The sequence below is a fragment of the Nocardioides sp. P4_G10 genome (genome assembly GCF_056401175.1).
This window is the reverse complement of sequence record NZ_JBFUJV010000023.1, coordinates 18,786-43,742: the sequence shown is the minus strand read 5'-3', so window position 1 is coordinate 43,742 and position 24,957 is coordinate 18,786. Positions and strand designations below refer to the sequence as shown.

General features: G+C 70.4%; 25 protein-coding genes. 15 read left to right on the top strand and 10 right to left on the bottom strand.

Translation table 11 applies throughout. From position 1 onward, the window contains the following. Positions 1 to 11: 11 nt before the first annotated feature. Positions 12 to 791: a phosphate ABC transporter ATP-binding protein PstB gene (gene pstB / locus AC1DP1_RS19400; protein ID WP_300047436.1), complete on the top strand. Its 780-nt coding sequence runs from the start codon at positions 12 to 14 to the stop codon at positions 789 to 791. A 384-nt stretch (positions 792 to 1,175) separates the two neighbouring features. After that, on the top strand, positions 1,176 to 2,099 hold the full coding sequence (locus AC1DP1_RS19395) for a hypothetical protein (protein ID WP_477508229.1): 924 nt from the start codon (positions 1,176 to 1,178) through the stop codon (positions 2,097 to 2,099). Between the two features lie 99 nt (positions 2,100 to 2,198). Here the strand turns inward: AC1DP1_RS19395 and AC1DP1_RS19390 are convergent, their stop codons facing one another. The 4 genes from AC1DP1_RS19390 to AC1DP1_RS19375 all read right to left on the bottom strand — a co-directional run bounded on the left by AC1DP1_RS19390 (position 2,199) and on the right by AC1DP1_RS19375 (position 6,554). Continuing rightward, positions 2,199 to 3,194 (bottom strand): inorganic phosphate transporter, encoded by a 996-nt coding sequence (locus tag AC1DP1_RS19390; protein ID WP_477508228.1) that lies wholly within the window; start codon positions 3,192 to 3,194, stop codon positions 2,199 to 2,201. Positions 3,195 to 3,243: 49 nt separating this feature from the next. Then, positions 3,244 to 3,861 (bottom strand): DUF47 domain-containing protein, encoded by a 618-nt coding sequence (locus AC1DP1_RS19385; protein ID WP_477508227.1) that lies wholly within the window; start codon positions 3,859 to 3,861, stop codon positions 3,244 to 3,246. Positions 3,862 to 3,967: 106 nt separating this feature from the next. Beyond that, positions 3,968 to 6,145 carry an RNA degradosome polyphosphate kinase gene (locus AC1DP1_RS19380; RefSeq protein ID WP_477508226.1) on the bottom strand — a complete coding sequence of 726 codons (2,178 nt, stop codon included), beginning with the start codon at positions 6,143 to 6,145 and terminating at the stop codon, positions 3,968 to 3,970. Positions 6,146 to 6,191: 46 nt separating this feature from the next. Next, positions 6,192 to 6,554, bottom strand: coding sequence for a DsrE family protein (locus AC1DP1_RS19375; protein WP_191193344.1), 363 nt, complete (start codon positions 6,552 to 6,554; stop codon positions 6,192 to 6,194). Positions 6,555 to 6,577: 23 nt separating this feature from the next. Between AC1DP1_RS19375 and AC1DP1_RS19370 the strand changes: the two genes are divergently transcribed. From AC1DP1_RS19370 to ygfZ, 5 genes are all read left to right on the top strand, one after another. After that, positions 6,578 to 7,072, top strand: coding sequence for a heme-binding beta-barrel domain-containing protein (locus AC1DP1_RS19370; RefSeq protein WP_457191229.1), 495 nt, complete (start codon positions 6,578 to 6,580; stop codon positions 7,070 to 7,072). A 77-nt stretch (positions 7,073 to 7,149) separates the two neighbouring features. Continuing rightward, entirely contained in the window at positions 7,150 to 7,572 is a 423-nt protein-coding gene (locus tag AC1DP1_RS19365) for a Fur family transcriptional regulator (RefSeq protein ID WP_477508225.1), read from the top strand. A 201-nt stretch (positions 7,573 to 7,773) separates the two neighbouring features. Further along, on the top strand, positions 7,774 to 8,337 hold the full coding sequence (locus AC1DP1_RS19360) for a winged helix-turn-helix domain-containing protein (RefSeq protein ID WP_477508224.1): 564 nt from the start codon (positions 7,774 to 7,776) through the stop codon (positions 8,335 to 8,337). Beyond that, positions 8,334 to 9,602, top strand: a complete 1,269-nt coding sequence (locus AC1DP1_RS19355) for an MFS transporter (protein WP_477508223.1) — start codon at positions 8,334 to 8,336, stop codon at positions 9,600 to 9,602. The genes AC1DP1_RS19360 and AC1DP1_RS19355 overlap by 4 nt, the downstream gene beginning before the upstream one ends. Positions 9,603 to 9,774: 172 nt before the next feature. Next, entirely contained in the window at positions 9,775 to 10,722 is a 948-nt protein-coding gene (ygfZ, locus tag AC1DP1_RS19350) for a CAF17-like 4Fe-4S cluster assembly/insertion protein YgfZ (RefSeq protein ID WP_477508222.1), read from the top strand. Between the two features lie 130 nt (positions 10,723 to 10,852). On the opposite strand, the gene mshD is transcribed toward ygfZ, so the two are convergent. Together mshD and AC1DP1_RS19340 are read right to left on the bottom strand one after the other, a co-directional pair. Then, complete coding sequence (gene mshD, locus AC1DP1_RS19345) at positions 10,853 to 11,671, bottom strand: mycothiol synthase (protein ID WP_477508221.1); 819 nt, start codon at positions 11,669 to 11,671, stop codon at positions 10,853 to 10,855. A 115-nt stretch (positions 11,672 to 11,786) separates the two neighbouring features. Beyond that, a complete protein-coding gene (locus AC1DP1_RS19340; RefSeq protein WP_191193337.1) occupies positions 11,787 to 12,506 on the bottom strand; it encodes a winged helix-turn-helix transcriptional regulator in 720 nt (239 codons plus the stop codon). 79 nt (positions 12,507 to 12,585) lie between these two features. On the opposite strand from AC1DP1_RS19340, the gene AC1DP1_RS19335 reads away from it, so the two are divergent. From AC1DP1_RS19335 to AC1DP1_RS19305, 7 genes are all read left to right on the top strand, one after another. Beyond that, positions 12,586 to 12,894 (top strand): MoaD/ThiS family protein, encoded by a 309-nt coding sequence (locus AC1DP1_RS19335; RefSeq protein WP_477508220.1) that lies wholly within the window; start codon positions 12,586 to 12,588, stop codon positions 12,892 to 12,894. A gap of 112 nt (positions 12,895 to 13,006) precedes the next feature. Then, complete coding sequence (locus AC1DP1_RS19330) at positions 13,007 to 15,211, top strand: carboxypeptidase-like regulatory domain-containing protein (protein WP_477508219.1); 2,205 nt, start codon at positions 13,007 to 13,009, stop codon at positions 15,209 to 15,211. A 117-nt stretch (positions 15,212 to 15,328) separates the two neighbouring features. Continuing rightward, positions 15,329 to 15,790: a TlpA family protein disulfide reductase gene (locus AC1DP1_RS19325; RefSeq protein ID WP_477508218.1), complete on the top strand. Its 462-nt coding sequence runs from the start codon at positions 15,329 to 15,331 to the stop codon at positions 15,788 to 15,790. Positions 15,791 to 16,076: 286 nt separating this feature from the next. Continuing rightward, positions 16,077 to 16,559 carry a DUF4395 domain-containing protein gene (locus AC1DP1_RS19320; protein ID WP_477508217.1) on the top strand — a complete coding sequence of 161 codons (483 nt, stop codon included), beginning with the start codon at positions 16,077 to 16,079 and terminating at the stop codon, positions 16,557 to 16,559. 36 nt (positions 16,560 to 16,595) lie between these two features. Continuing rightward, on the top strand, positions 16,596 to 17,444 hold the full coding sequence (locus tag AC1DP1_RS19315; protein ID WP_477508216.1) for a sulfurtransferase: 849 nt from the start codon (positions 16,596 to 16,598) through the stop codon (positions 17,442 to 17,444). Between the two features lies 1 nt (position 17,445). Beyond that, the gene (locus AC1DP1_RS19310) at positions 17,446 to 17,751 is read left to right on the top strand and encodes a DUF1416 domain-containing protein (RefSeq protein ID WP_457191251.1); all 306 of its coding nucleotides are present in this window, start codon (positions 17,446 to 17,448) and stop codon (positions 17,749 to 17,751) included. A gap of 182 nt (positions 17,752 to 17,933) precedes the next feature. Beyond that, positions 17,934 to 19,421, top strand: a complete 1,488-nt coding sequence (locus tag AC1DP1_RS19305; protein WP_477508253.1) for a sensor histidine kinase — start codon at positions 17,934 to 17,936, stop codon at positions 19,419 to 19,421. A 9-nt stretch (positions 19,422 to 19,430) separates the two neighbouring features. On the opposite strand, the gene AC1DP1_RS19300 is transcribed toward AC1DP1_RS19305, so the two are convergent. Next, complete coding sequence (locus AC1DP1_RS19300) at positions 19,431 to 20,402, bottom strand: hypothetical protein (RefSeq protein WP_477508215.1); 972 nt, start codon at positions 20,400 to 20,402, stop codon at positions 19,431 to 19,433. Positions 20,403 to 20,566: 164 nt separating this feature from the next. Next, positions 20,567 to 21,964: a tyrosine-protein kinase domain-containing protein gene (locus tag AC1DP1_RS19295; protein WP_477508214.1), complete on the bottom strand. Its 1,398-nt coding sequence runs from the start codon at positions 21,962 to 21,964 to the stop codon at positions 20,567 to 20,569. 233 nt (positions 21,965 to 22,197) lie between these two features. On the opposite strand from AC1DP1_RS19295, the gene AC1DP1_RS19290 reads away from it, so the two are divergent. Continuing rightward, positions 22,198 to 22,695, top strand: coding sequence for a hypothetical protein (locus AC1DP1_RS19290; protein ID WP_477508213.1), 498 nt, complete (start codon positions 22,198 to 22,200; stop codon positions 22,693 to 22,695). On the opposite strand, the gene AC1DP1_RS19285 is transcribed toward AC1DP1_RS19290, so the two are convergent. Both AC1DP1_RS19285 and AC1DP1_RS19280 read right to left on the bottom strand, forming a co-directional pair. Beyond that, positions 22,633 to 24,168: a nucleotidyltransferase family protein gene (locus AC1DP1_RS19285; RefSeq protein WP_477508212.1), complete on the bottom strand. Its 1,536-nt coding sequence runs from the start codon at positions 24,166 to 24,168 to the stop codon at positions 22,633 to 22,635. The genes AC1DP1_RS19290 and AC1DP1_RS19285 overlap by 63 nt on opposite strands. Continuing rightward, positions 24,165 to 24,926 carry a hypothetical protein gene (locus tag AC1DP1_RS19280; protein WP_477508211.1) on the bottom strand — a complete coding sequence of 254 codons (762 nt, stop codon included), beginning with the start codon at positions 24,924 to 24,926 and terminating at the stop codon, positions 24,165 to 24,167. The genes AC1DP1_RS19285 and AC1DP1_RS19280 overlap by 4 nt, the downstream gene beginning before the upstream one ends. Between the last annotated feature and the right edge of the window lie 31 nt (positions 24,927 to 24,957).

The window sequence follows — 24,957 nt, the reverse complement described above, 5'->3', positions numbered from 1 at the left end:
AGACTCACCCCATGGCCAAGAGCATCACCGTCGGCGACCTGGACATCTACTACGGCGACTTCCTCGCCGTACAGGGCGTCAACATGACCATCAAGGCACGCTCGGTCACTGCCTTCATCGGTCCGTCCGGATGCGGCAAGTCCACGTTCCTGCGCTCGCTCAACCGCATGCACGAGGTCATCCCCGGCGCACGCGTCGAGGGCAAGGTGATGGTCGACGGGCAGTCGCTCTACGACAGCGCCGTCGACCCGGTCGCCGTACGCCGCCAGATCGGCATGGTCTTCCAGCGGCCGAACCCGTTCCCGACGATGTCGATCTACGAGAACGTCCTGGCCGGCAACCGCCTCAACTCCAAGAGGATGAAGAAGGCCGAGGCCGACGACATCGTCGAGCGCTCGCTGAAGGGGGCGAACCTCTGGAACGAGGTGAAGGACCGCCTCAACAAGCCCGGCATGGGTCTCTCCGGCGGCCAGCAGCAGCGGCTCTGCATCGCCCGTGCGATCGCCGTCGAGCCGCAGGTGCTGCTCATGGACGAGCCGTGCTCCGCGCTCGACCCGATCTCGACCTCCGCGATCGAGGACCTCATCCACGAGCTGAAGTCCGACTACACGATCGTCATCGTCACCCACAACATGCAGCAGGCCGCCCGCGTCTCCGACGAGACCGGCTTCTTCAACCTCAAGGCCGCCGGCCAGCCCGGCCAGCTGGTGGAGTTCAACTCCACCCAGAAGATGTTCGCGAACCCGGACAACGAGGCCACCGAGGCCTACATCTCCGGCCGCTTCGGCTGAGCCCTCTCCCCGGCCCCTTGCCGCCGGGGTGGTCCGGAGCGTCCTGGGTGTCCGATCGGGGGTTCGGACCCCCAGGGCGTCCCCGGCCACCCCGCCCGGATATCTGAGGACGCCGTGGATGCAATTCGGCCGTTGGCCGACCGCCGCGTCCTCAGCTATCTCGCGTCCTGTGGATGAGCCGAGCGGGCGGGGTCTCGTTCGCAGCACGATGCAGGTGTGGACTCGGACCGATGGACTGCGGGTGCCTGGCCCGCGCGCGGGATCGGCCCGCGCGAAGGGCTGCGACCCGGAGTGTGGTGGCCGGCGCGCCGGGACCGGCAAGGCGTAGAAGGTCCGAACGCCTGGGCAACCCGCTCCGGAGCGTGGCGTCGCGCGGGCTTCAACTTGTGGGTCCCTTCCGCCATCGACCCGGGCGACCCGGCGCAACGCGTCGTCGAGGCGGCGGCACAGCTGCCGGGCTACGGGGGCGTGACGGGATGGGCGGGGCTCTCGTGGCTCGGAGGTGTCTGGTTCGGCGGGATGGGACGCGGTGGCGACCTGCTCCCTGTCCCGGTCGCGGTCAGCAGTGGTCACCGCATGCGTTCGCACGATGGTCTGGACGTGTCGCAGGAGGTCATCGCGCCTCGGTACGTCCTGCGCTCCGGCGGCGTGCGCGTCACCCACCCGCTGTGGAGCGTCGCGTTCGAGATGCGACGTGCACGCGACGACGAGGCCGCGGTGGCGGCATTCGACATGGCCGCCTTCAGCGACCTGGTCTCCATCCGGGAGCTCGCAGCCTTCCTGGACACCGACCTCGTGGCACGTCGAGGCGTCGAACGCCTACGGCGCGTGCTGCCGCTGCTCGACGAGAATGCGTGGTCGCCCATGGAGCCCGTGATGCGGCTGGCCTGGCACGAGGAGATGCACGGGCCACGCCTGCTGACGAACGTCCCCGTCTTCGACCGGCACGGGCGCTTCGTGGGCACGCCGGACGCCATCGATCCCGCCGCAGGGGTCTACGGGATGTACGACGGCGGGCTGCACCTCGCCGGTTCGGTGCGCCACAACGACGTGGCCAAGGAGGCGGCCTACCGGCGGCTCGGACTCGAGGGCGCGACCATGATGGCGGGCGACCTCGTCGATCAGGGCCCGTTCCGGCTGCGCCTGCGCGAGGCGTACGTACGCGCCGAGCGACAGCCGGGCTCGGATCGCGCGTGGACGCTGCAGACGCCGGCCTGGTGGCGGGACACGACCACGGTGGACGCGCGCCGCGCACTCTCGACGTATGACCGGGCGCGGCTGCTGGCTCATCGCCAGCGGGCCGCCTGACGGCCCGGCTCGAGATATCTGAGGACGTGGTGAACGGAATTCGCCGGTCGGAACGTACGCCGCGTCCTCAGATATCGGCCGGGGCCGAAAGGAAAGCGGTCAGGGGAGGAAGACGCGGGCGATCCAGTAGCAGATCGCGGCAACGGAGGCGGCTGCCGGGAAGGTGAGCACCCAGGCGATCAGGATCGACCGTGCCACACCCCACCGGACGGCGGAGAGGCGCTTGGTCGCGCCCACGCCCATGACGGCGGAGGTGATGGTGTGGGTGGTCGAGATCGGCGCCTCGAAGATGTAGGCCGTGGAGTAGAGCACCCCCGACGCCACCGACTCGGCAGCGAAGCCGCGGGCCGGGTCGAGGTGGATGATGCGTCGACCCAGGGTGCGCATGATGCGCCACCCGCCCGACCACGTGCCCAGCGAGATCGCGGACGCCGACACGAAGATGACCCACAGCGGGAGCGGGTCGGAGGCGGCGACGTAGCCACCGGTGAGTAGCGCCAGGAAGATCACGCCCATCGTCTTCTGCGCGTCCTGGAGCCCGTGGCCGAGGGCCATCGCGGCCGCCGAGAAGGTCTGCGCCAACTTGAAGCCGCGGTTGGCGCGGCCCGGGTTGGCGCGGCGGAATGCCCACATGATCCCCAGCATCACGGCGAATCCAAGGGTGAAGGCGACGACCGGCGAGATCAGCATCGGGAGGACGACCTTGTCGACCACCACCGTCCAGTTGGCGGTGGCCCCAGCGGCGACCGCGGCGCCGACGAGGCCGCCGATCAGGGCCTGTGAGGAGGAGGAGGGAAGGCCGAGCCACCAGGTGATCAGGTTCCAGGTGATGGCGCCGAGCAGCCCACACATCACGATGACGAGGCCGTGGCTGCCGCTTCCCGGGTCGATGACCTCGGACACGGTCTGGGCGACCTTCTGGCCCAGGAACGCGCCCACGAAGTTCATGACCGCCGCCATGGCCAGGGCCACGCGTGGCTTGAGGGCGCCCGTCGAGACGGACGTCGCGATCGCGTTGGCCGCGTCGTGGAAGCCGTTGGTGTAGTCGAACACGAGGGCGACGACGACGACCGCGATGATGATCCCGAGCTCCATCAGGCGATGCTCCGGGCGCGCGAGGACGAGGTGATGGCGTGCATCAGGATCAGGACTCCTTGACCGCGATCTGCTCCACGATGTTGGCGACCTTCTCGAACGCGTCGATCGCCCCCTCGAGGGACTCCACGATGTCCTTGAGCTTCAGGACCTCGAGGGCCTCGTGCTCACCGCTGAAGAGGTTGGCCAGGATGCGGCGGTAGGACTTGTCACCGGTGTTCTCGAGGCGGTTGACCTCGATCCAGTACTCGTCCAACGAGCCCATCGACTCCAGCGACGGCATCGCGGCGGCCGTGAGCTCCGCGCACCGCTGCAGCACCTCGACCTGCTGCGTGGTCTCCGGCGGCAGCCAGGTCACCTCGTAGAGGAGGACCAGGTCGACGGCCTCGTCCATCATGTCCATGACGTCGTCGAGGGCCGAGGCGAGGGAGTAGATGTCCTCGCGGTCGAACGGCGTGACGAACGTGCTGTTCACCCGTCGGATGATCGAGTGGGTCGTCTCGTCGGCAGCGTGCTCGGCCTCGCGCATGCGCTGGGCGATCTCTGCCTTGGAGTTGCCGGCCGACAGCATCTCGCTGAGGAGCTGGGATCCGACGACGAGGTGGTTGGCAGCCTCGGCGAAGAGGTCGTAGAACGAGCTGTCGACAGGGCGGAACTTCAAACGCACGGTGAACTCCGAACGGGGGGCGGATGAACCGTGGTTCATGGTAGGGGGTGATCGGTCCCCTGACGCAAAACCGGGGCCCCGTTCGGGTCCCTGTGTGACGCGGCGCTCAGCGGCGGCGTACGCGCTGGCGGACGATCAGCTCGTCCTGCAGGTGCCGCTCGCCGCGGTGCATCCGCCACTCGGCGTCCGACCCCAGCTCCCACGCCGTCGTCCGTGGGTCGAGCGCCAGGTCGAGGAGCGCCCCGACCTCCGCGACGACGTGCGGGTCGCGCAGTCGTACGAGCACCTCCACGCGGCGGTCGAGGTTGCGGTGCATCATGTCGGCCGACCCGATCCACGCGGCCGGGTCGCCGCCGTTGTCGAACCAGAAGATCCGGCTGTGCTCCAGGAAGCGGCCCAGGATCGAGCGCACCCGGACGGTCTCGGACAGCCCTTGTACGCCGGGTCGCATCGCGCAGATGCCGCGGATGAGCAGCTCGATGCGTACGCCCTCCTGCGAGGCGAGGTAGAGCGCGTCGATCACCGCCTCGTCGACCACCGAGTTCGCCTTGATCCGGATCCCTGCGGGCCGGCCGGCCTGGTGGTGGGCGATCTCTTGGTGGATCTGGGCGATCAGGCCCTCGCGCACGCTGTGGGGCGCGACGAGGAGGTGGTCGTAGGTGCGGTTGCGACTGACGCCCGAGAGGTTGTTGAAGAGCAGCGCGACGTCCTCGCCGATCTCGGGGTTGGCCGTCAGCAGGCCGAGGTCCTCGTAGAGCCGGGCGGTCTTCGGGTTGTAGTTGCCGGTGCCGAGGTGGACGTAGCGGCGGATGCCCTCGGGCTCGTCGCGCACGACCATCGACAGCTTGCAGTGGGTCTTGAGCCCGACGAGGCCGTAGACGACGTGGCAGCCGGCCTGCTCGAGCTTGCGTGCCCAGCGGATGTTGGCCTGCTCGTCGAAGCGGGCCTTGATCTCCACGATCACCAGGACCTGCTTGCCGGCCTCGGCGGCGTCGATGAGCGCCTCGATGATCGGGCTGTCGCCGGAGGTGCGGTAGAGCGTCTGCTTGATCGCCAGCACGTGCGGGTCGGCGGCGGCCTGCTCGAGGAAGCGCTGCACTGACGTGGCGAAGGAGTCGTAGGGGTGGTGCAGCAGCACGTCGTGGCGTGACACGGAGTCGAAGACGTCGACCGGCGACGACGACTCGACTTCCGCCAGGCTCGGGTGCGTCGACGGGAGGAAGGCGGCGTACTTGAGGTCGTCGCGCGGCAGTTCGGCGATCGAGTGGAGCCCGGTGAGGTCGAGCGGGCCGGGCAGCGAGACGACCTCGTCGCGCCCGACGCCCAGCTCGGACACCAGCAGCTCGAGCACCTTGGGGTCCATCGACTCCTCGACCTCGAGCCGCACCGGCGGGCCGAAGCGGCGCCGCTGAAGCTCCTTCTCGAGCGCCTTGAGGAGGTTCTCCGCGTCGTCCTCCTCCACCTCGAGGTCCTCGTTGCGGGTGACCCGGAAGGTGTGGGAGGCCAGCACGTCCATGCCGGTGAAGAGCTTCTTGAGGTGCTCGCCGATGACGTCCTCGATCGGCACGAACCGCTGGTTGCCGACCCCGACGAAGCGGCCGAACGTGGGTGGCACCTTGACCCGCGCGAAGTGCTCGGTGCCGGTCTCCGGGTGGCGTACGACGACCGCGAGGTTGAGCGACAGCCCGGAGATGTAGGGGAACGGGTGGGCGGGGTCGACGGCCAGGGGGGTGAGGACCGGGAAGATCCGGTCCTTGAAGAGCTTCTTGCAGATCTTCTGCTCCTCGCGGTCGAGCTCGGCCCACCGGACGATCTCGATGCCGTGCCCGCCCAGCTCGGGCAGCAGCTCGACCAGCGCCCGCGCGTGCCGCTCCATCAGCGCGCGGCCCTCGGCCCACAGCGTCTCCAGCTGCTCGCGCGGCATCAGTCCGCTGGCCGCCCGCACGGCGACCCCGGCGGCGATGCGTCGCTTGAGGCCGGCGACGCGGACCATGAAGAACTCGTCGAGGTTGCTGGCGAAGATCGCGAGGAAGCGCGCCCGCTCCAGCAGCGGGAGGGTCGGGTCCTCGGCGAGCTCGAGGACCCGCTGGTTGAAGCGGACCCAGGAGATCTCCCGGTCGATGAAGCGGTCCTCGTATTTCTCGACACCCGCGATGGCCTCGGCGTCGGGCTGGTAGGGCGGCTCGACGTCGAAGGTGTCGGTGGGGTGCCCGAAGGGCTCGGCGACCGGCCCTTCGTCCACCGACGGGGAGACAGCGCTGGTGAGGGTGGCCGGGTCGGACATGTCACTCAGTGTGGCACCGGAAGGTGAACGTCGGATGACCTCCGTCTCAGTAGACCAACGCCTGGACGCCCTCGCCCAGGACCTGCTCGGCGAAGACGGCCGCGCCGGCGATCGTGACGCCCTCGCGGAGGTCGCCGGCGACGATGCCGCGTCGCGCCGCGCACTGCGAGCAGACGGTGATCGTCCCGCTCGTGAGGACGGCTGCGATCAGCTGGTCGAGCGGCGTCGCGAGCTCGAGCTCGAACTCCTCGGCGCGACCCGGTACGCCGAACCAGGCGGCGTCGCCGGTCAGCCACAGCGAGACCTCGGCGCCGGACGCCGCCGCGGCGGCGGCGACGGTGAAGCCCTGGTTGAGGCGCTCGGGCTCCTCGGCGCCGCAGGTGACCTTGACGACCAGTGAGCGAGGCATGCGCCCAGACTAGAGTCGGGCCCATGCCTTTCGAGCTGCCGGACAACCTGCACCCCAACTGCGGCCCCGTCGCGTGGCTGCTCGGCACCTGGCGCGGCAACGGCCACGGGACCTACCCGACGATCGAGTCGTTCCAGTTCGGCCAGGAGCTGATCTTCACCCACGACGGCCGACCGTTCTTCCACTACATGTCGCGCGCGTGGATCGTCGACGAGGAGGGCGAGTTCGTCCGCGACGCCGCCATGGAGACCGGCTTCCTGCGCTGCCCCGAGCCCGGGAAGGTCGAGTTCCTGCTCTCGCACAACATCGGCTTCTCGGAGATCTGGTACGGCGCGGCCGACGGCGGCAAGGTCGAGATGCACACCGCCGGCGTCTCCTTCACCGAGACGGCGAAGGAGGTCACGGCCGGCTCCCGGATGTACGGCAACGTCGAGGGTGACCTGCTCTACGCCTACGACATGGCGGCCGTGGGCCAGGAGCTCCAGCCCCACACCTGGGCGCGCCTCCAGCGAGCCTGAATGAACACCCCACGACGTCCTTCTCCTCCGCTGCGCTCCGCCGGACGAGCGCCGCGGGGAGCCCGGACAAGCGGGTCATGAGCGACGACCTGGCGGCGCGGCTGYGGGAGCAGGGGCTGCGGCTCACCCCGCAGCGCGAGCTGATCCTGCGGGCCGTCGAGGAGCTGCGCCACGCCACCCCCGACGAGGTGCTGGCCCACGTGCGCGGCCAGGTGAGCTCGGTCAACGCCTCCACCGTCTACCGCACGCTCGAGGTGCTCGAGGAGCTCGGGCTGGTGCGCCACACGCACCTCAGCGACCGCGCGCCGACGTACCACTCGACCCGCGAGCACGAGCACATCCACGTCGTGTGCCGCGGCTGCGGCTCCGTGAGCTCGTACGACCCCGCGATCGTGGCGTCGCTCGTCGCGGCGCTGGGGGAGGACGGTTTCTCCGTCGACGTCGGCCACCTCGCGATCTTCGGCACCTGCGCCGACTGCTCGGCTGCCGCTGGATCTTGAGTCTCTGAGCGACTCAGGTCGGACTTTGCGGCCGATGTTCGGGCTGCTGGGACCGTGAGTCTCTGAGCGACTCACGCCGGACTTTGCGGCCGATGTTCCCGCTTGTCGGCTGAGATTTCGGCCGACAAGCGGGGAGTTCCCCGGATGTCCGGGGATCGCCCCCCTATTGCAAGGACTCTTTCGAAAGAGTACTTTCGACAGATGCCCAACCCCCGCCGCCTCCGCGACCCGCGCGCCCTCGCCGCCGTCGCCCACCCGGTCCGGATGGGGATCATCGAGCTGCTGTCGGTCCACGGCCCGATGACCGCCACCGAGCTCGCCGACCAGCTCGACGAGACGCCGGCCAACTGCTCGTGGCACCTGCGCAAGCTCGCCGAGCACGACTTCATCGAGGAGGCTGCCGGCGGCACGGGACGCCAGCGGCCGTGGCAGATGCAGCACATCGGGATGTCGTGGGCCGAGGACGACGACGTCGGCCGTGACGAGCTGCGCGCCGGGCAGGCGTTGAGCCGGATGCTGCTCGAGCGGTGGGTCGACCGGTTCCTCGGCGCGAGCGAGCGCGAGACGGATCCGGGCTGGCGCGACAGCGCCGGGCTGACCCAGCACGTCGCGTGGCTCACGCCCGAGGAGCTGGCCGACCTGACCGACCGGCTGGCCGAGGTCGCGGGCACGTACGACGACCGCCTCGGCGCGGGCGAGCGGCCCGAGGGCGCCCGGCTGTGCGAGATCGTCGCCTGGGGCGCGGCCGTGGAGATCGAGCGATGAGGGCGGCCTTCGCCCAGCCCGGCTTCACGCGGCTCTTCGCCGGCCTGACGACGTCGATGCTCGGCGACTCGATCATGCTGCTGGTGCTGAGCATCTGGGTGAAGACCCTCACCGGCTCGAGCGCGATGGCCGGCTTCACGTTCTTCTTCATGTGCATCCCGGCGATCTTCGCGCCGTTCGTCGGCGTCTGGCTCGACCGGATCAAGCGCAAGCCGATGCTGGTCTGGGGCAACATCCTGTCGGCCGTCGCGGTCCTGCCGCTGCTGCTGGTCCGCGACGCCGGCGACGTCTGGATCATCTGGACGGTCGCCGGGCTCTACGGCGTCAGCTTCGTCGTCCTGCCCGCCGGCCTCAACGGCCTGCTCAAGGAGCTGATGCCCGAGCGGATGCTCGTCGACGCCAACTCCAGCATCCAGACCGTCAAGGAGTCCTACCGGCTCTTCGGCCCGCTGCTCGGCGCCGCGCTCTTCGCCTGGCTCGGCGGCTGGGCAGTCGCGCTCGTCGACGCCGCGTCGTTCCTCGTCGCGGCGGCCATCATCTCGACGATCCGGGTCGAGGAGGAGACCCCCGAGCACGAGCAGGCCGCCTACTGGAACCAGCTCACCGACGGCCTGCGCCACCTCGTGCACGACCGGGTGCTCGGCCACCTCCTCATCGGGTTCGGCCTGTCGATGCTCGTCCTCGGCTTCACGGAGTCGGCGATCTTCGCGCTGACCGACCACTTCGACCGCCCCGCCACCTACGTCAGCGTGATCGTGTCGGTGCAGGGCATCGGCGCGGTCGTCGGCGGCATCGCCTCCGCCCGGTGCGTACGACGCCTCGGTGAGGTCGCGACGAGCGTGCTCGGGCTGGTGCTGCTCGGGATCAGTGCCCTGGGCATCGCGGCGTCGCCGGTGATGGCGGGCGTGCTGGTGAGCATCGTGGTCTTCGGCGTCTCGCTCCCGCTGCTGGTCGTCGCCTACATGACGCTGCTGCAGCGTCGTACGCCGCAGCGGCTGATGGGTCGCGTCTCGACGGCCGCCGAGGTCGTGATGACGGTGCCGAGCGCGGTCTCGCTCGCCCTCGGTGCCGCGCTGGTGACCGTCGTCGACTGGCGGTGGATCTTCCTGGTCATCGGCGTCGCGACGCTGGCCGGCGCCGGTCACGTCGCCTTCTGGCTCCGCGACCAGCTCGGGCGGCGCCACCCCGAGCCGGAGCCCCTCGACGAGCCGCCCGCCCCGCTCGACCCCTCGTCGCCGCTGGGGCCGGGAGTGGGCGCGGCTTGAACGCCGCGCCCCTCGTCCCCAGCCTGCTGCGCGCAGTCAGACGCACGCGCTGGCTGCGTTGTCGTCGGTCGCCGTGACTCCGTCACGTCTCCACTCCTCCGCCTTGCCATCACGCACGCCTGACTGCGCTCGCGACGGCCGGTGTCTCGGGCCACGGCGTAGGCTCGTCGGCATGCAGTCCCCGCTCCTCGCCCTGCCCGGTGCCGTCGCGGGCGACGGGATCGACGCCCCGGTCGCCGCCCACTACGGCTCCTTCAACACCGAGCAGCGCAGCCTCGCGCGCGGTGACGGGTTCGTCGACCTCTCGCACCGCGACGTCGTACGCATCTCCGGACCCGAGCGGCTGTCGTGGCTCCACAACCTGACCACGCAGTACTTCGACGGCCTCGCCCCCGGCACCTGGACCCAGGCGCTCGTGCTGAGCCCGCAGGGCCACGTCGAGCACGCCTTCACCGGCGTCGACGACGGCGAGGCGTTCACCGCCCACACCGAGCCGGGCGCGGGCGCCGCGCTGGCGGAGTGGCTCGAGCGGATGAAGTTCATGACCCGCGTCGAGGTCTCCCTCGTCGACGACGTCGCCGTGATGTGGCGCCCGGGGGACGGCTCGTCACCACGGGCTGGTCGTTATGACCTCGTGCCCCGCGACCGCCTCGAGGCGTACGCCGAAGCGGCCGGGCCGGCCTGCGGGCTCTGGGCCTTCGAGGCGCTGCGCATCGAGCGCGGCGAGCCGCGGCTCGGCCTCGACACCGACCACCGCACCATCCCCAACGAGGTCGGCTGGATCGGCGCCGCGGTGCACCTCGACAAGGGCTGCTACCGCGGCCAGGAGACCGTCGCGCGGGTCCACACGCTCGGTCGTCCGCCCCGCCGGCTGGTGCTGCTGCACCTCGACGGGTCGGAGAACCGCCTGCCGCCCGTCGGCTCCCCGGTGTCGTACGACGGTCGTGACGTCGGCTTCGTCGGCTCCAGCGCCCGCCACCACGAGCTCGGCCCGATCGCTCTCGCGCTGGTCAAGCGCAACGTGCCGGTCGACGCAGCCCTGACGGTCGACGAGATGCCCGCCGCGCAGGAGGTCGTCGTCGACCCCGAGGTCGGCCTGCACGTCCGCCCCCTCCGCTGACGCGGCTGCGTCATACGGAGCGGCACGTACAGGTGCGCCTTCGTATGACGCTGGGGGCTCGCGCGAGCTGAGCGTCATACCGATCGGCACCCATGGGTGCGGGTTCGTATGACGCAGCGGGCGTGCCCGATCAGGGGCGGCGGTACTGCACGTGGGTGTCCGCGTCGGCGTGCCCGAACCCGAGGCGGGAGTAGACCGCGACGGCGGGGGCGTTGTCGGACTCGACGTAGAGCAGCACCTCGTCCACGCCGAGGCCGGCGAGGTGGTGCAGCCCGGCCAGGGTGAGCACCTTGCCGAGCCCGCGGCCCTGCGCGGCCGGCGCGACGCCGACGACGTACACCTCGCCGAGGCGGGCGTCGTGCTGCTTGGTCCAGTGGAAGCCGAGCATCCCCGAGTCGTCCTCCGCGACGAGCAGCCCGGCCGGGTCGAACCACGGCTCCGCCATCCGCCGGGCGAGGTTGTCGAGGTCCATCGCGCCCTGCTCGGGGTGGTCGGCGAAGGCGGCCGCGTTGACCGCGACCACGTCGGCGGCGTCGGAGTCGCGGTAGGACCGGACCGTCACCCCGTCGGGCACCTCGAGGGCGGGCAGGGGGTGCGAGGTCGGCCGCCGCATCACCCAGAGGTCGCGCACCCGCTCCCACCCGTGGCGGGCGGCGAGCCTGGCGGCGGCCGGGTGGTTGCCGTGCGACCACGCCGTCAGCCCGGTGCCGTACGACGACTCGGCGCGCGTGAGCAGCGCGGACCCGAGGCCGCGGCCGCGGGCCGTCGGGCGGACGACGAGTGACAGGTCGCCGGCATGCAGGAGGGCGAAGGCGTCGTCCTCCGCGATGACGGTCGCGGCGCCGTCGGCGAGGGCGATGCGGGCCGCCTCGTCGAGCGGGTCGGCCCCGTCGGCGGCCGCGGCCTCGTCGGCGATCTGCGCGACTGTCTCTGGGGCGGGGGCCTGCATGCGCTCGACCCTAGCGGCGCCCTAGCGGGTTATCTGAGGACGTGGTGGTCGGAAATCGGGGCAGATCACGACCACGGCGTCCTCAGATATCGCGAGCGGGCAGGTCGGGCCGGGGTCAGGAGGACGTCGAGGAGGGCGCGGTCTCCGGGGCGGGGTCGCGGGTGGGCACGACGAAGCGGTAGCCGACGTTGCGGACGGTGCCGATGTGGTGCTCGTGCTCGGTGCCGAGCTTGGCACGGAGGCGCCGGACGTGGACGTCGACGGTGCGGGTGCCCCCGAAGTAGTCGTAGCCCCAGACCTCCTGGAGGAGCTGCTCGCGGCTGAAGACGCGGCCCGGGTGCTGGGCGAGGTACTTCAGGAGCTCGAACTCCTTGTAAGTCAGGTCGAGGGGCCGGCCGCCGATGCGGGCGGTGTAGGTGGCGTCGTCGACGACGACCTCGCCGCGATGGATCACGTGGGCGGCCGGGTCGTCGGGGGCGGCGGCGCTCGCGCGGCCGATCGCGAGGCGGATCCGGGCGTCGAGCTCGGCCGGGCCGCAGGTGTGGAGGACGACGTCGTCCATGCCCCAGTCGTGGGCGACGACGGCGAGGCCGCCCTCGGTGACGATGAGCAGGACCGGGGCGTCGGTGCCGGTGGTGCGGATCAGCCGGCACAGGTCGCGGGCGGCGGCGAGGTCCTGGCGCCCGTCGACGAGGACGAGGTCGGACTCGGGCGCGTCGAGCAGCGCGCTGCCCTGGGCCGGGACGATCTTCACGGTGTGCGACAGCAGCGCGAGCCCGGGGAGCACCTCGGCGGAGGGCTGCAGGGCGCTCGTGAGCAGCAGCAGTGCGCTCATCGCGGGGGCCCTCCTCGTGCGGGGGATCAGCCGGGGCGTCAGCCGGTGCGTCAGCCGGGGATGAGGAAGGATATCCCGCATGAGCCACCCGACGGACGCGCACCGGAGTCGTGAGACAGCGATCACCGTGCGCTACTGGGCGGGCGCCCGGGCCGCGGCCGGGACCGCGGAGGATGTCTGGGAGACGGACGGGACGGAGGACGAGCTGAGCCTCGCCGACGTCGTCGCGCGTGTCCTCGAGCGGCATCCCGGTGAGCAGATGGCCCGCACGGTCGGCGTCTGCTCGGTGCTCCTCGGCGACCGGCCGGTCCGCACGCAGGACCCGGAGTCCGTCGTCGTACGCCCCGGCGACGTCGTCGAGCTGTTGCCCCCATTTGCCGGTGGTTGAGCACAAGGTCACAGATATGCGATAGAACTGCCCTCGACAGGCCTCCTACGGGGGATGGCCTGCGTGTCGTGCACGTGTGTGCCGACATGAGTCCAAGGGGGACACAAGCATGATGAGCACAAACGGGGGAGCCTTTGCGCGCCTCGTCGCAGGTGGCGCCGCCGCCGCGACGGCGCTTGCCGGCTTCACGATCGGGCTGGCAGCGCCGGCCCACGCAGCCCCGGTCGGGGTGACCACCACGGTCACCGACGCCGCGGGCAACCCGGTCGAGGGGTACGTCACCGCCTACCTCGGCCAGAGCGACGGCAGATACTTCTACGAGGACGGCCAGTACGTCGCCGACGGCCGGATGAACCTGCCGCTCGAGCCGGGCACCTACAAGTTCGAGTTCCAGAGCATCGACGGCACGCTCGCGCCGGAGTTCTACGTCGACAAGCCCGACCTCGCTTCCGCCGACGCGGTCGCGGTGACGGGGCCGACCGCCCTCGCGCCGATCGTCCTCGCCACGGCACCCACGGCCACCGGCCGCGTGGTGAACTCCGCGGGTCGCCCGGTCCGCAGCGGATCGGTCAGCCTGCACGCCGGCGGCTCCTACGTGTCCTCGGCCCGCATCGAGCGCGACGGCACCTTCCGTGTCGGCGCCCCGCTCGCCGGCTCCTACAAGCTCGAGATCGACCCCGCCGGCTACGCGTCCGAGTGGTACACCGACAAGACCACCGAGGAGACCGCCGACGCGATCACCCTCGGCGCGACGCCTCTGGCGCTCGGCGACATCGGCGTCAGCCGCGGCGGCGTCCTGACCGGCCGCCTCACCAACACCGCGGGCACCGCGCTCGAGCGGGTGCGGGTCCAGGCCTACCAGGGCAGCAACACCTTCGCGTCCTACACCGACCTCACCGACGCCAACGGCGTCTTCAGGATCAACGGTGCCCAGGAGGGCGTCTACAAGATCCGGTTCAGCGACCCCGTCGGGCAGTTCCTCGGTGAGTGGTTCGCCGACAAGGCCGACCAGGCCTCTGCCACCGAGCTGGTGCTCAACGGCGGCGCCACCGTCGCCGGAGTCGACGCGGCCCTGGCCGACGACCCGTCCTTCGCCGTCGACCCGGCCACGATCGACATGAGCGGTACGGTCACCGACTCCGCCGGAGCTCCGGTCATCGGTGCTCGCGTGACCGCATGGAGCACGCCGCTCAAGGCGCGCGACGAGCGTCAGCAGACGGTCGCCATCACCAACCGCGCCGGCCAGTACGCCTTCGACGACCTCGACCCCGCGTCGACCGGTTCCTCGGAGACCGAGTACAAGATCGAGGTCGAGGACGAGCTCGAGCGCGAGGACGGCCAGTACTACCGCATGAGCCGCTGGTACGGCGGGGCGCAGTCCTTTGCCGTGGCCGACCCGGCGCCCGTGCCGGCTGCCGGCGTCAACGTCGTGCTGCCGCTCACCGGTGGCATCTCCGGCACCGTGTCCGCTGCGTCCCCGCTGTCGATCGACGGTGTCTCGGTGCAGATGATGGAGGCCAATGACGGGCCCGTGACCCAGGGCAGCTACGCCTACGGCTCGATCGAGGACGACGGCACGTTCAACGCGACCGCCCTCAAGCCGGGCAAGTACAAGGTGCTGTTCCTCGACGGAAGCTTCGACGACAAGTTCTTCGGCCCCGAGTGGTACGACAACACCAACTTCGCCAACGCGGAGATCATCACCGTCACGAGCGGCAAGACCGTCTCGGGTGTCGACGCCACCCTCGAGGAGGGCATGCGCGCGCTGCGCGAGCCCGAGATCAAGGGCAACCCCTACCTTCGCGGCAAGATCCGCGCGACCACGGGGTACTGGACGCTCGACGGCGGCACGACCTACCAGTACGCGTGGCTGGTCGACGACGTCGTCGTCGGGCAGGGCCGCACGCTCAAGGTCACGAAGAACTACAAGGGCAAGCGCATCACCCTGCGGGTGACCGCCACCAACGACGGCATCACCGGCACCGCGATGGCGACCACCCAGAAGATCGCCAAGAAGCCGAAGGTCAAGATCTCGGTCAACGGCACCAAGGCCTCGGTCGTCGTGAAGGACAAGAAGGTCAAGGCCAAGAAGTTCAAGGGCAAGGTCGTCGTCCAGAAGATCGTGCGCGAGGACGAGTTCGGCGCCCCGGTCTACAAGAAGGTGGGCACGGCCAAGCTCCGCAACGGCAAGGCCACCGTCACCCTCAAGAAGCTGATCACGGGCAAGAACAAGCTCGTCTTCGAGGTCGACCTCAAGGGCGGCAAGTACGGAGACGCCACGGTTGCGAAGACCGTCAAGGTCAAGAAGAAGCGCTGACCTCCTGCACCACTGCTCCACCACGCGAGGCCCCGGGATCCGTCCCGGGGCCTCGCTCCATTTCCGGCTGGGCGGGCGCGCAGGAACAAATCCGTCGCGCACCGTCGTTGGGCGGATGTGACCACCGGAGCCTGGATCGTCGTCGCCGCCGTCGTGCTGGCGCTGGCGTTCGGGCTGTGGCGGCTCGCGACGGACGGTCGCTTCCGCGGCACCGACGTCGTACGCCCTCCCGCGGCGCCCGACCTCGGGGTGGACGACGTGCCCGTCACGAGGCCCGGCGCCGATCTTGTCGCCGCTGCGGGCCAGCAGCTGGGGGAGCGGGCGACGTTGCTGCAGTTCTCCAGCGCGTTCTGCGCCCCGTGCCGCGCGACCCGCCGGGTGCTGGGCGAGGTGACCGGTCTCGTCGACGGCGTCACCCACGTGGAGATCGACGCCGAGGAGCACCTCGAGGCGACGCGGACGCTCGGCATCCTCCGCACGCCCACCACGATCGTGCTCGATGCCGCCGGCGCTGAGGTGACCCGCGCGACCGGGGCGCCCACGCGCGACCAGGTCCTGAGCGCGCTGGCACGCGTGTGATCTCAGGATATGGATGCGTGGGTCACATGGTGAGACAGAGCGGGGTCGAGATGGTGGGAGCGCCTAGGGTCGTCGTCATGTCCTCGACCATGCTCACCAAGCGCCGCGCAGTGGACCACTGCCGCGTGCGCTCGGCGCTGTGTCGAATGTCGTAGCGGTCCCACCGCTCACCTGAGCCCCCGTCCGGCCTGACGTCGCCGGACCGTGCTCGGTCGGTGGGACCCGCATGCCGGGCCCTGCCCCGGCGTGCCCGGCCCCTGCCGTGCCGACCGACCTCAGGAGAGACATGACCACCACCGCCAAGCCCCGACCTGCCCAGGGTCCCGGCGCCGCCCTCCGTCCCGAGGGTGCGATCGACCCCCGCGGCCCGCAGCTCGCCGCCGCCCTGACCGCCGTCGTCCTGGTGGCCGTGCTGCTGCTCCCCACGCCGTACGCCGTCGCGCTGCTCGCCGTGCAGGCGGTGCTGTTCGCCGTGGGTGCGGTGCGCGGGGTGCAGGCGACGCCGCACGCCTGGCTGTTCCGCACGCTCGTCCGCCCGCGCCTGGCGCCGCCCACCGAGTGGGAGGCCCCCGAGCCGCCGCGCTTCGCCCAGGCCGTGGGCCTCGCGTTCGCGCTCGTCGGGCTGCTCGCCTTTGCGGCCGGCGCCACCGTCGTCGCCCAGGTGGCGGTCGGCCTCGCGCTCGTCGCCGCCCTCCTCAACGCCGTCTTCGCCTTCTGCCTGGGATGCGAGGTCTACCTGCTCGTCCGCCGCTTCATCGCCACCGTCTGACCCCGACTGTCACCACCAACAAGGAGCACACCAACCATGAGCCGCGAGAACTCGCTCGTCACCGCCCAGTGGGTCGAGGACAACCTCGACACCGACGGCGTCGTCCTCATCGAGGTCGACGAGGACACGACCGCCTACGACAAGGGCCACATCCGGGGAGCCATCAAGCTCGACTGGACGACCGACCTCCAGGACCAGGTCCGCCGCGACTTCGTCAACAAGGAGCAGTTCGAGGCCCTGCTGTCCGAGCGCGGTGTCTCCAACGACGACACCGTCGTGCTCTACGGCGGCAACAACAACTGGTTCGCCGCCTACGCCTACTGGTACTTCAAGCTCTACGGCCACCAGGACGTCAAGCTCCTTGACGGCGGCCGCAAGAAGTGGGAGCTCGACTCGCGTGAGCTGACCGACGAGCTCCCGACCCGCGCGACGGCGTCGTACACCGCGCAGGAGCAGGACCCCTCGATCCGCGCCTTCCGCGACGAGGTCGTCGCCGCGATCGGCACGCAGAACCTCGTCGACGTGCGCAGCCCCGACGAGTACGCCGGCCGGCTGCTCGCCCCGGCCCACCTCCCGCAGGAGCAGGCCCAGCGCGCCGGCCACATCCCGACGTCGGTCAACGTGCCGTGGAGCAAGAACGCCAACGACGACGGCACCTTCAAGTCCGACGAGGAGCTCACCGCGCTCTACGACGAGGTCGGCTTCGACACCGACAAGGACACGATCGCGCTGTGCCGCATCGGCGAGCGCTCCTCGCTGACGTGGTTCGTGCTGACCGAGCTCCTCGGCCGCAAGAACGTCAAGAACTACGACGGCTCCTGGACCGAGTACGGCTCGCTCGTCGGCGTCCCGGTCGCCCTCGGCGACGAGCCCGGGGAGGCCTGACATGTGCGGAGCCAAGGAGGGCGGCCTGTCGCTCGACGGCGTCAACGTCGCCAAGGAAGCCGTGATCCAGGGCCAGGTGCTGCGCAGCGGTGACGAGCCCGTCGCCAACGCCTACGTCCGGCTGCTCGACCGCAGCGGCGAGTTCACCGCCGAGGTGCCGACGTCCGCGACGGGGCACTTCCGCTTCTTCGCCGGCGACGGCGAGTGGACCCTGCGGACGCTGGCGCCGAAGGCCCAGCCGGTCGACACCCGCGTCGTCGCCGCGACGGGCTCGGTCGCCGAGGTGCAGGTGCTCGTCACCGCCTGACCCGCGCGGACCCGCGCCTGGTCCAGACCACCGGAGGGACGTCCTGCACGCGCAGTGCGGGGCGTTCCTCTCATTTTCGCCACTGTTCCCCCACACTCGGAGCGGCGGGCTCGCACCCGTCCTACCGTGGCACCTCGGGCTGTGCGCCGCATGCGGGCTGTGACGTGGAGGGTAGGTGGGTGATGGTCGCTGAGATCGCGCCCGCGCCCGCACTCGAGACCGACGAGCTCTGGCGCCTGACGATGGAGCACTCGCCGGTCGGGATGGCGATCGTGTCCCCGACGGGCGGCTTCATGACGGCCAACGTCGCGCTGTGCGAGATGCTCGGCCACGAGGCCGACGTGCTGATCACGAAGTCCTTCCAGGACATCACCCACCCCGACGACCTCGACGCCGACCTGCGCCTGTTCGAGCAGACGCTGGCCGGGGAGATCAGCTCCTACCGGATCACCAAGCGCTACCTCCGCGCCGACGGCAGCATCCTGGTCGGCGACCTGTCCGTCGCGCTGCTGCGCGACCCGTTGGGCACCCCGATCCACTTCATCTCCCAGATCGTCGACCTCAGCGAGCGCCAGGCCTTCGTCGAGCGGCTCGACGCGGCGGAGGCCGCCGCAGATGCGGAGCGTCGTACGGCCCAGGCGATCTTCGAGGGCGTCGCGGTCGGACTGCTGCAGATCGACGCCACCGGCCACTACCTCGCCACCAACGGCCGGCACCGGGAGTTCCTCGAGCTCGCCTTCCCCGAGGGTCACCTCGGCCAGGCCGGGCAGACCGGCTTCGCCTACGACCTCGACCAGCAGCCGCTGGCGCGCGACGACATGCCGTCGGTGCGGGCCGCGTCCGGCGAGGAGTTCGACGACCTACGCCTGTGGGTGGGCGAGGACCCCCACTCGCGCCGGGCCCTGTCGGTCTCCGCGCGCCGTGTCCTCGACCGCACGGGGGAGCTGGCAGGCGCCGTCCTGGCCTACCACGACGTCACCGACCTGGTGCGCGCGATGGGCGTCAAGGACGAGTTCGTCTCGACGATCTCCCACGAGCTCCGTACGCCGCTCACGGCGGCGCTGGCCTACCTCGAGCTGCTCGACGAGTCGACCGACGTCAGCGCCGAGGGCCACCAGCAGGTGACCGCGGCCCGCCGCAACATGCTCCGGCTCTCGCACCTGGTCGCCGACCTGCTCTTCACCACCCGCGTCTCGGCCGGCTCGCCGCTGGTGGACCCCTACCGGGTCGACCTCGCCGTGATCCTGTGCGAGGCGGTCGACGCGGCGTCGCTCGACGCCGACGGCAGGGGCGTGCGGATCGTCAGCCGGGTGCCGGACGCGCTGCCGGCCGTCGCCGACGGCATGCGCCTGCGACAGGTCTTCGACAACCTGCTGGACAACGCGATCGCCTACAGCCGCGAGGGCTGCTTCGTGACGGTCGACCTGGCGATGCGCGAGGAACACGTGGTGCTGACGGTCACCGACGAGGGCACCGGCATCGAGCCCGCCGACGTCGAGCAGGTGTTCGGCCGCTTCTACCGAGGCGAGAACGCCCGCCGGCTCCACGTGCCCGGCACCGGCCTGGGCCTCACGATCGTGCGCAGCATCGTCGAGGCCCACGGCGGCGTGGTGTCGTTGGAGAGCGCGCTCGGCGAGGGCACCAGCGTCTGCGTGCTGCTGCCCCGCTGAGGAGGGCCGTCAGCCCTCCGGCGGAGCCGGGCGGGGGCCGAGGTCGACCCGGATGTCCTGGTCGAGCACCTTGGACGAGCTCTCACCCCAGCCGAACGCGGTCTCGTCCGTGGTGACGTCGATCGGGAACCGGCCGGGGACGAAGAAGCCCGTGCTGTCGTGGGTCAGTGTCACGCCGAAGGCGCCGGGGCCACGATGCGCTGCCACCCCCGTCAGCGACGTGTGCGCCTCCTGCCCGGTGACGAAACGCATGACCCAGCCGCCGGCTGCCTCGAAGGGCGCGCGGCTCGGGTCCGCCATCCAGCCGGGTGCCAGGTCGGACACGGCCGGCGGGTTGGCGTTGGCGTAGGTGGCCGCAGGAATGCTGACGGTGACCCGGAGCCGTCCCACGGAGGGTTGGGGGTCCGTCGTCAGCCGCACCCCGGTCGCCTCCACGCGCACCGCGGTGTACGACGTCCACGCGGCCGACGCACTGACCGGCTCGAGCTCTGAGAAGGGCAGGTGGGCCACCGGAACGGGCTCCGGGTCGGACACCGACGGCTCGACGTCCGCGAGGAGGACGGTCTCGTCACCCCGGTAGCCGCGGAACTGTCCGGCGAGGTCGTCCTCACCGAGGTCGAGGGTCGTGGTGAACGACCCGGGCGTGACGGGGTAGGTGATGGAGAAGCCGCCGCCCGACGTCGGCACCACGACCCCTGTCGCACCCGCGACGACGGCGACCGAACCGACCAGGTTGGGCTCGACGGTGAAGGTCAGCGTGCCTGCCTGGGCCATGGCACCGGCGACGACCGTCCCGGAGATGACGAGCCGGTCCGGGGCTGCGTACACCGCTGTGAAGCCGGTCAGCGCCATCCCGCCCGAGGTGTTGGCGAAGGCCGGAGCCGTCGTCGCGACGGTGACCGCGGGGATCGCCCACACGGCTCCCCGGACGGCTGCCCGCCTGCTGAGCACGGTCGACCCCATGCTTCCCTGATCGGACACGGTGTACCCCCACGTTTCGACGAACCAGCGCCCCCACGGGCTGGTTCGGCGAGCGTAGGTCGACTTCAGCCCGTTGCCACCGGGCTGCACGGAACGTGCGGCAAACCTTGATCTGGTCGGCGAGCGGTCTGGTCCGCTGGTGCAGACCTTCGACCTCTCCCGGGTCAGCGTCGGTTCTTGCGCCGTCCCGACGTGCCCTCGACGTAGTCGTCGGTGCCGTAGCCGTAGTGGCCGTAGTTGCCGGCGCCGACGGTCCGCTTCGAGACCCGGTTGAGGATGATGCCGAGCGGACGGGCGTTGACCGTGCGCAGGTGGCCCAGGGCGTTGTCGAGCTCCGTGTCGAGCGTCCGACCGGCCGAGACAACGATGAAGGCACCGTCTGCGGCGTGCGCGACGACGGCGGCGTCGGTCACCGGCAGCAGGGGAGGGGCGTCGATGATCAGCATTCCCTTGGCGGTCAGGTCCGCGATGACGCCGCGCATGGCCTGCGACCCCAGGATCTCGCTGGGGTTGGGCGGCCGCGAGCCCGAGGTGAGCACGCTGAGGCCCTCGATGGTCGGGTGCGACTGGAGGGCGTCGGCCAGCTCGAGTCGGCCGGACAGCACGTCGGTGAGGCCGACCGTGTCGTCGACCCCGGCCGCGGACGCGACGGTCGGTCGCCGCAGGTCGGCGTCGACCAGGGTCACGGCCTGCCCGGAGCCGGCGATGGCGGCGGCGAGGTTGGCCGCGACGGTCGACTTGCCGTCGCCCTGCTTCGGACTGGTGACGACGATCGCGCGCGGCGGGTTGTCGACGTCCATGTAGGACAGGTTGGTGCGCAGGCGGCGTACGCCCTCCGCGGCGAGGGCGGCGTTGCCGGTGCTGGTGCCGACGAAGATGCCGGGCGTCTTGCCGATATCCGGCACCGAGCCGACGACCGGGACGCCGGTGTCACGCTCGATGTCCTCCGCCGAGCGGATGCGACGGTCGAGCAGGCTGCGGACGACGGCGTAGCCGAGCCCGAGCAGGGCGCCGAGCACGGCGCCGAGGAGCACGTTGCGCTCGACCTGCGGAGACACCGGGCTCGTCGGGAGCTGTGCCGACTCCGACACCTCGATGCGCATGCCCTGGCTGCCGCTGGACTTGCCCGCCTCGATGCTCTTGACCCGCTCCGCGAGCGCGCCCACCCATGCGTCGGCGAGCTGCTGCGCCTCCTCGGGCGTGCCGGCGCGGGCGGTGATCGAGATGACGACCGTGTCGGGCGTCTGGGCGGCGTCGATGCTGCCGACCAGGCCCTCGGGCGAGGTGTCGAGCCCGAGGTCGTCGATGACGATCGACGCGGTCTCGCGGTCCTTCGCCAGCACGACGTACGACGCCGCGCGCGACTTGGACAGCGAGTCGTTGAGGCTGTCGAGGCCGGGGTCGCCACCGCCACCGGAGGTGACGAAGCCCGACGAGCTCGCGGCGTAGACCTTGGGCTGGATGCTGCTCCACCCAAAGGCGGCCAGCGCGGCCACGAGGATGAACGCCGTCACGGCGATCCAGTGGTTGCGCAAGATGCGCAGGTAGTCGGCGAGCTCCACCGGATCCCCTTTACTTTCGGACGTCTTGAGAAGAGTAGGTGCCCGCGGAGGAGTCGTCCGGCGAATGGGGTGGCCCGTGGGGAAGTACAACATTCATCGAGGAAACCCTCATTCGAGTAAAACGCCACGGAACTCGAGATTGTGATCTATAGCCTTCGATCAACCCGGACGGCAGACGCTGACCGGCAGTGGTCGGGGGCGACCACTCACAACTTCAAGGTGGGGGCACCACAATGAGCGATCAGCTCACCAGTCAGTCACGCTCGAACGAGAGCGGCATCACCCGTCGGACCGCGCTGCGTGGGGCAGCGTGGTCCGCATCAGCGGTCACGGTTGTCGTAGCGACGCCGAACATCGCAGCGGCTTCGACCGGCACAGCCACCTTCTCCAACAGCGCGGCATACCGGAGCTCGAAGGACCAGAGCACGCACTACGTGACCTGGACCTTCACCATCATTGCTGGCTCGGCTCCGCTGACCAATCTGAAGGCCGACTTCTCTGGGGTCTCGGCTGTCTCGGACCTGACCGTGACTTGTGGGGAAACCACGTGGTCGGACACCGGCGCGATGTCTCGTATGTACGGCACGCTCGACGCCAACGGGTCCATCACGGTGACGGCCAGGTTCACGCGTACCAGCAACGGCAACGGCACGGCATCGTTGATCCTCTCAGCCGGATCTCCGAACCGGGTCATCGGAACGCTCACCGCTGGGTACACCGAGCAGCGCTGAGCGCTTCTGCCACCACTTCCTCCCCACTTCCCTGGCGCGCCTGGCCAACGCCTGGGGAGCTGCAACGGTTGTCCGTGGTGACTGAAGATCTGCGGTCAGCCAGGGCGGCAGGGCACTTCGGCTCAGAAGTCGCGCTGCCTCCCGTGGCGAGCCGTCGGTGAGACCGACGACCCTCAAGCGGCTCAGGAAGTCGATTCCAGGCACGGCAGACGGTCGGTGCTCGGCGTTGGTGGCAGCCTGCACGTGACGAGCTCGGCGAAGAAAGGTCTTGTCAACGTGTCCTTCGGCGAAGGTGACGACCGCCGGGGCAACAGTCGGAGTGCCGAACTCGCGTGCAGCCAACCCGATCGTGAGCAGTTGGTCCTTGCGGAGTGGGCGGTCGGCGCCGAGCCACGTGTCGGGGTCCGACATGAGTGCGTGCACATCGATCAGGCTCCGCAACCAGCGCCATTCGTCCTTCGCTGCGTGTCCGGCGGAGTGAGCCAACGCGTCGTAGCGAGACAACGTGGGCACCGAGTGACTTGCGACAACTACGCCTGTGCGGCGCGCCCACAGGGTGTCGAAGTCCGGAAAGGTTCCACGTGTGGGCGCGAGGTGCCAGTGGAGGTCTATGTCGCTGTGGGGTCCCGAGAGGGTGAGCTCGTTGCCGGTACGGGCGAGGTGACGCCACGCCCACGACGAGCCAGGCACGGGGTATCCGAGACCAGGGGTCCAGCCGGCCTCTGAAAGGGCTCCGTGCGCCCGCTCGAGGTCCGAGGGCGGAACGAGCAGGTCGATGTCGCCTGCCCCTCGAACCAAGTAGTCCCCGTGTGCCTGCGCGGCCAGGGCCAGGCCCTTGCACGCCAGGGCCCTCACCCCGACTGCGGTCAGGGTCTCGAGTGCCACGACGAGATCGGCAGCCAAGATCGTTGCTCCTGCCTGTTGACGGCCTGCCATAACCTCGACCTCCGACCTTGCTTGCCCCGGCAGGTCGAGGCGGTCCATGTGGGCCGCAAGATAGGGAACGACGTGGTGTTGTCTGGCTGCAGCAAGTAGTGATTGGGGGCTCAATGACCCGGGTGCTGTCCAGCGCCCCAGATCGTCCGATCGGATGTGCCGCAGGGCATCCCGAAGTGCTGCCACCGCGGACTCGACGTCATCGTCGGACGCGTCTTGCTCGCGACACCGGTCGGAATCGGACGGAGAACCGTCGCGACCTACCTTGTCGTCAACGACCTCCAAGACCTTGTGGGCCACCAGGTCCCACACCTGCTGCCGAGTGAGGGTTTCAGCCGACTCCGGACCCGCAGGTGGACCGAACGCCGCAACGACGTGACCGGTGACATCGTGAAGGCTCACAGAGCTCCCCTCCGGGACGGCCTCGAGGATGGTGGTGGCGATCGGGGAGAGGCCGAGCACACTCTCGTCCACCATCACCACGCTGCGTTCGCCCTCGAGGTAGTGGTCGGTGAGCGCGCCACGCCTGACGATCACGACGGGACGGCCAGGAGCTGGGTGAGCACGGGTCCGAGGTCGGCCGACTCGGCGTAACGCACGTGTCGAGCGCCACCCACGAGGTGAATCAGCTCGGCCAGGCGGTGGAGGGGCTTGTCCATGCTTGGCAGGTAGGACGACTGGGGCGCGATGGCTGCGATGGCGTCCACGGTCGCGAGTGGCTCGACGGTCGGCCCGCCCTGGTGCTCTGGATCCCGCTCGATCACGATCAGGGCGGCCAGCCGGCACTCGCGCTCAGTCGTGAGCAGTCCGAGCTCGGACGGGGCGACCTGCTTCTTCAGGTGCCCGCCGTCGATGATGGACAGCGGCTTGCGGTAGGTCAGCACGACTCCGTCCGGGGTGATGGCTGACGTCTCGTCGGTGAGGTAGGCGAACGTCCTCCCCAACGTCACCGACGCGGTGGTCTTCCCGGTGCCCGAGGCCGCGACGAGCACCGCGGTTCGGCCCGTCGCGGGGTCGGCGAGGGCGGCAGCGTGCAACATGACGAGCTCTCCCGCCCTGGCGTCGATCGCGGCTGTGGTGACGGCGGGGGACAGGTAGTGAAGGGCGCTCGCGACGTCCGGGCCGACGGCGTCCACCACGCCGGTGGTCGGATCGTCGTCCGTCAGCGCGTCGCGCCACGCTCCCAGCACGGGCCCGCGCAATGCCGGAGAAGCTCGGACCGGCACCACGACCCCGAAGGCCGAGATGTGGGCGACCACGTCCCGCTCGACCTCGAGCTCATCGGTGCTGGACATGCGCGCAACCCTAATGGGGATGCACCGGTTC

What these genes read in the sequence shown, in the direction of transcription:
- AC1DP1_RS19375 (WP_191193344.1), bottom strand. Translation starts at nt 6,554, where the DNA reads ATGCCTCGCTCACTGGTCGTCAAGGTCACCTGCGGCGCCGAGGAGCCC.
- ygfZ (WP_477508222.1), top strand. Translation starts at nt 9,775, where the DNA reads ATGCAGTCCCCGCTCCTCGCCCTGCCCGGTGCCGTCGCGGGCGACGGG.
- AC1DP1_RS19370 (WP_457191229.1), top strand. Translation starts at nt 6,578, where the DNA reads ATGCCTTTCGAGCTGCCGGACAACCTGCACCCCAACTGCGGCCCCGTC.
- AC1DP1_RS19335 (WP_477508220.1), top strand. Translation starts at nt 12,586, where the DNA reads ATGAGCCACCCGACGGACGCGCACCGGAGTCGTGAGACAGCGATCACC.
- AC1DP1_RS19280 (WP_477508211.1), bottom strand. Translation starts at nt 24,926, where the DNA reads ATGTCCAGCACCGATGAGCTCGAGGTCGAGCGGGACGTGGTCGCCCAC.
- AC1DP1_RS19305 (WP_477508253.1), top strand. Translation starts at nt 17,934, where the DNA reads ATGGTCGCTGAGATCGCGCCCGCGCCCGCACTCGAGACCGACGAGCTC.
- AC1DP1_RS19355 (WP_477508223.1), top strand. Translation starts at nt 8,334, where the DNA reads ATGAGGGCGGCCTTCGCCCAGCCCGGCTTCACGCGGCTCTTCGCCGGC.
- AC1DP1_RS19330 (WP_477508219.1), top strand. Translation starts at nt 13,007, where the DNA reads ATGAGCACAAACGGGGGAGCCTTTGCGCGCCTCGTCGCAGGTGGCGCC.
- pstB (WP_300047436.1), top strand. Translation starts at nt 12, where the DNA reads ATGGCCAAGAGCATCACCGTCGGCGACCTGGACATCTACTACGGCGAC.
- mshD (WP_477508221.1), bottom strand. Translation starts at nt 11,671, where the DNA reads ATGCAGGCCCCCGCCCCAGAGACAGTCGCGCAGATCGCCGACGAGGCC.
- AC1DP1_RS19380 (WP_477508226.1), bottom strand. Translation starts at nt 6,145, where the DNA reads ATGTCCGACCCGGCCACCCTCACCAGCGCTGTCTCCCCGTCGGTGGAC.
- AC1DP1_RS19315 (WP_477508216.1), top strand. Translation starts at nt 16,596, where the DNA reads ATGAGCCGCGAGAACTCGCTCGTCACCGCCCAGTGGGTCGAGGACAAC.
- AC1DP1_RS19340 (WP_191193337.1), bottom strand. Translation starts at nt 12,506, where the DNA reads ATGAGCGCACTGCTGCTGCTCACGAGCGCCCTGCAGCCCTCCGCCGAG.
- AC1DP1_RS19310 (WP_457191251.1), top strand. Translation starts at nt 17,446, where the DNA reads ATGTGCGGAGCCAAGGAGGGCGGCCTGTCGCTCGACGGCGTCAACGTC.
- AC1DP1_RS19290 (WP_477508213.1), top strand. Translation starts at nt 22,198, where the DNA reads ATGAGCGATCAGCTCACCAGTCAGTCACGCTCGAACGAGAGCGGCATC.
- AC1DP1_RS19390 (WP_477508228.1), bottom strand. Translation starts at nt 3,194, where the DNA reads ATGGAGCTCGGGATCATCATCGCGGTCGTCGTCGTCGCCCTCGTGTTC.
- AC1DP1_RS19360 (WP_477508224.1), top strand. Translation starts at nt 7,774, where the DNA reads ATGCCCAACCCCCGCCGCCTCCGCGACCCGCGCGCCCTCGCCGCCGTC.
- AC1DP1_RS19320 (WP_477508217.1), top strand. Translation starts at nt 16,077, where the DNA reads ATGACCACCACCGCCAAGCCCCGACCTGCCCAGGGTCCCGGCGCCGCC.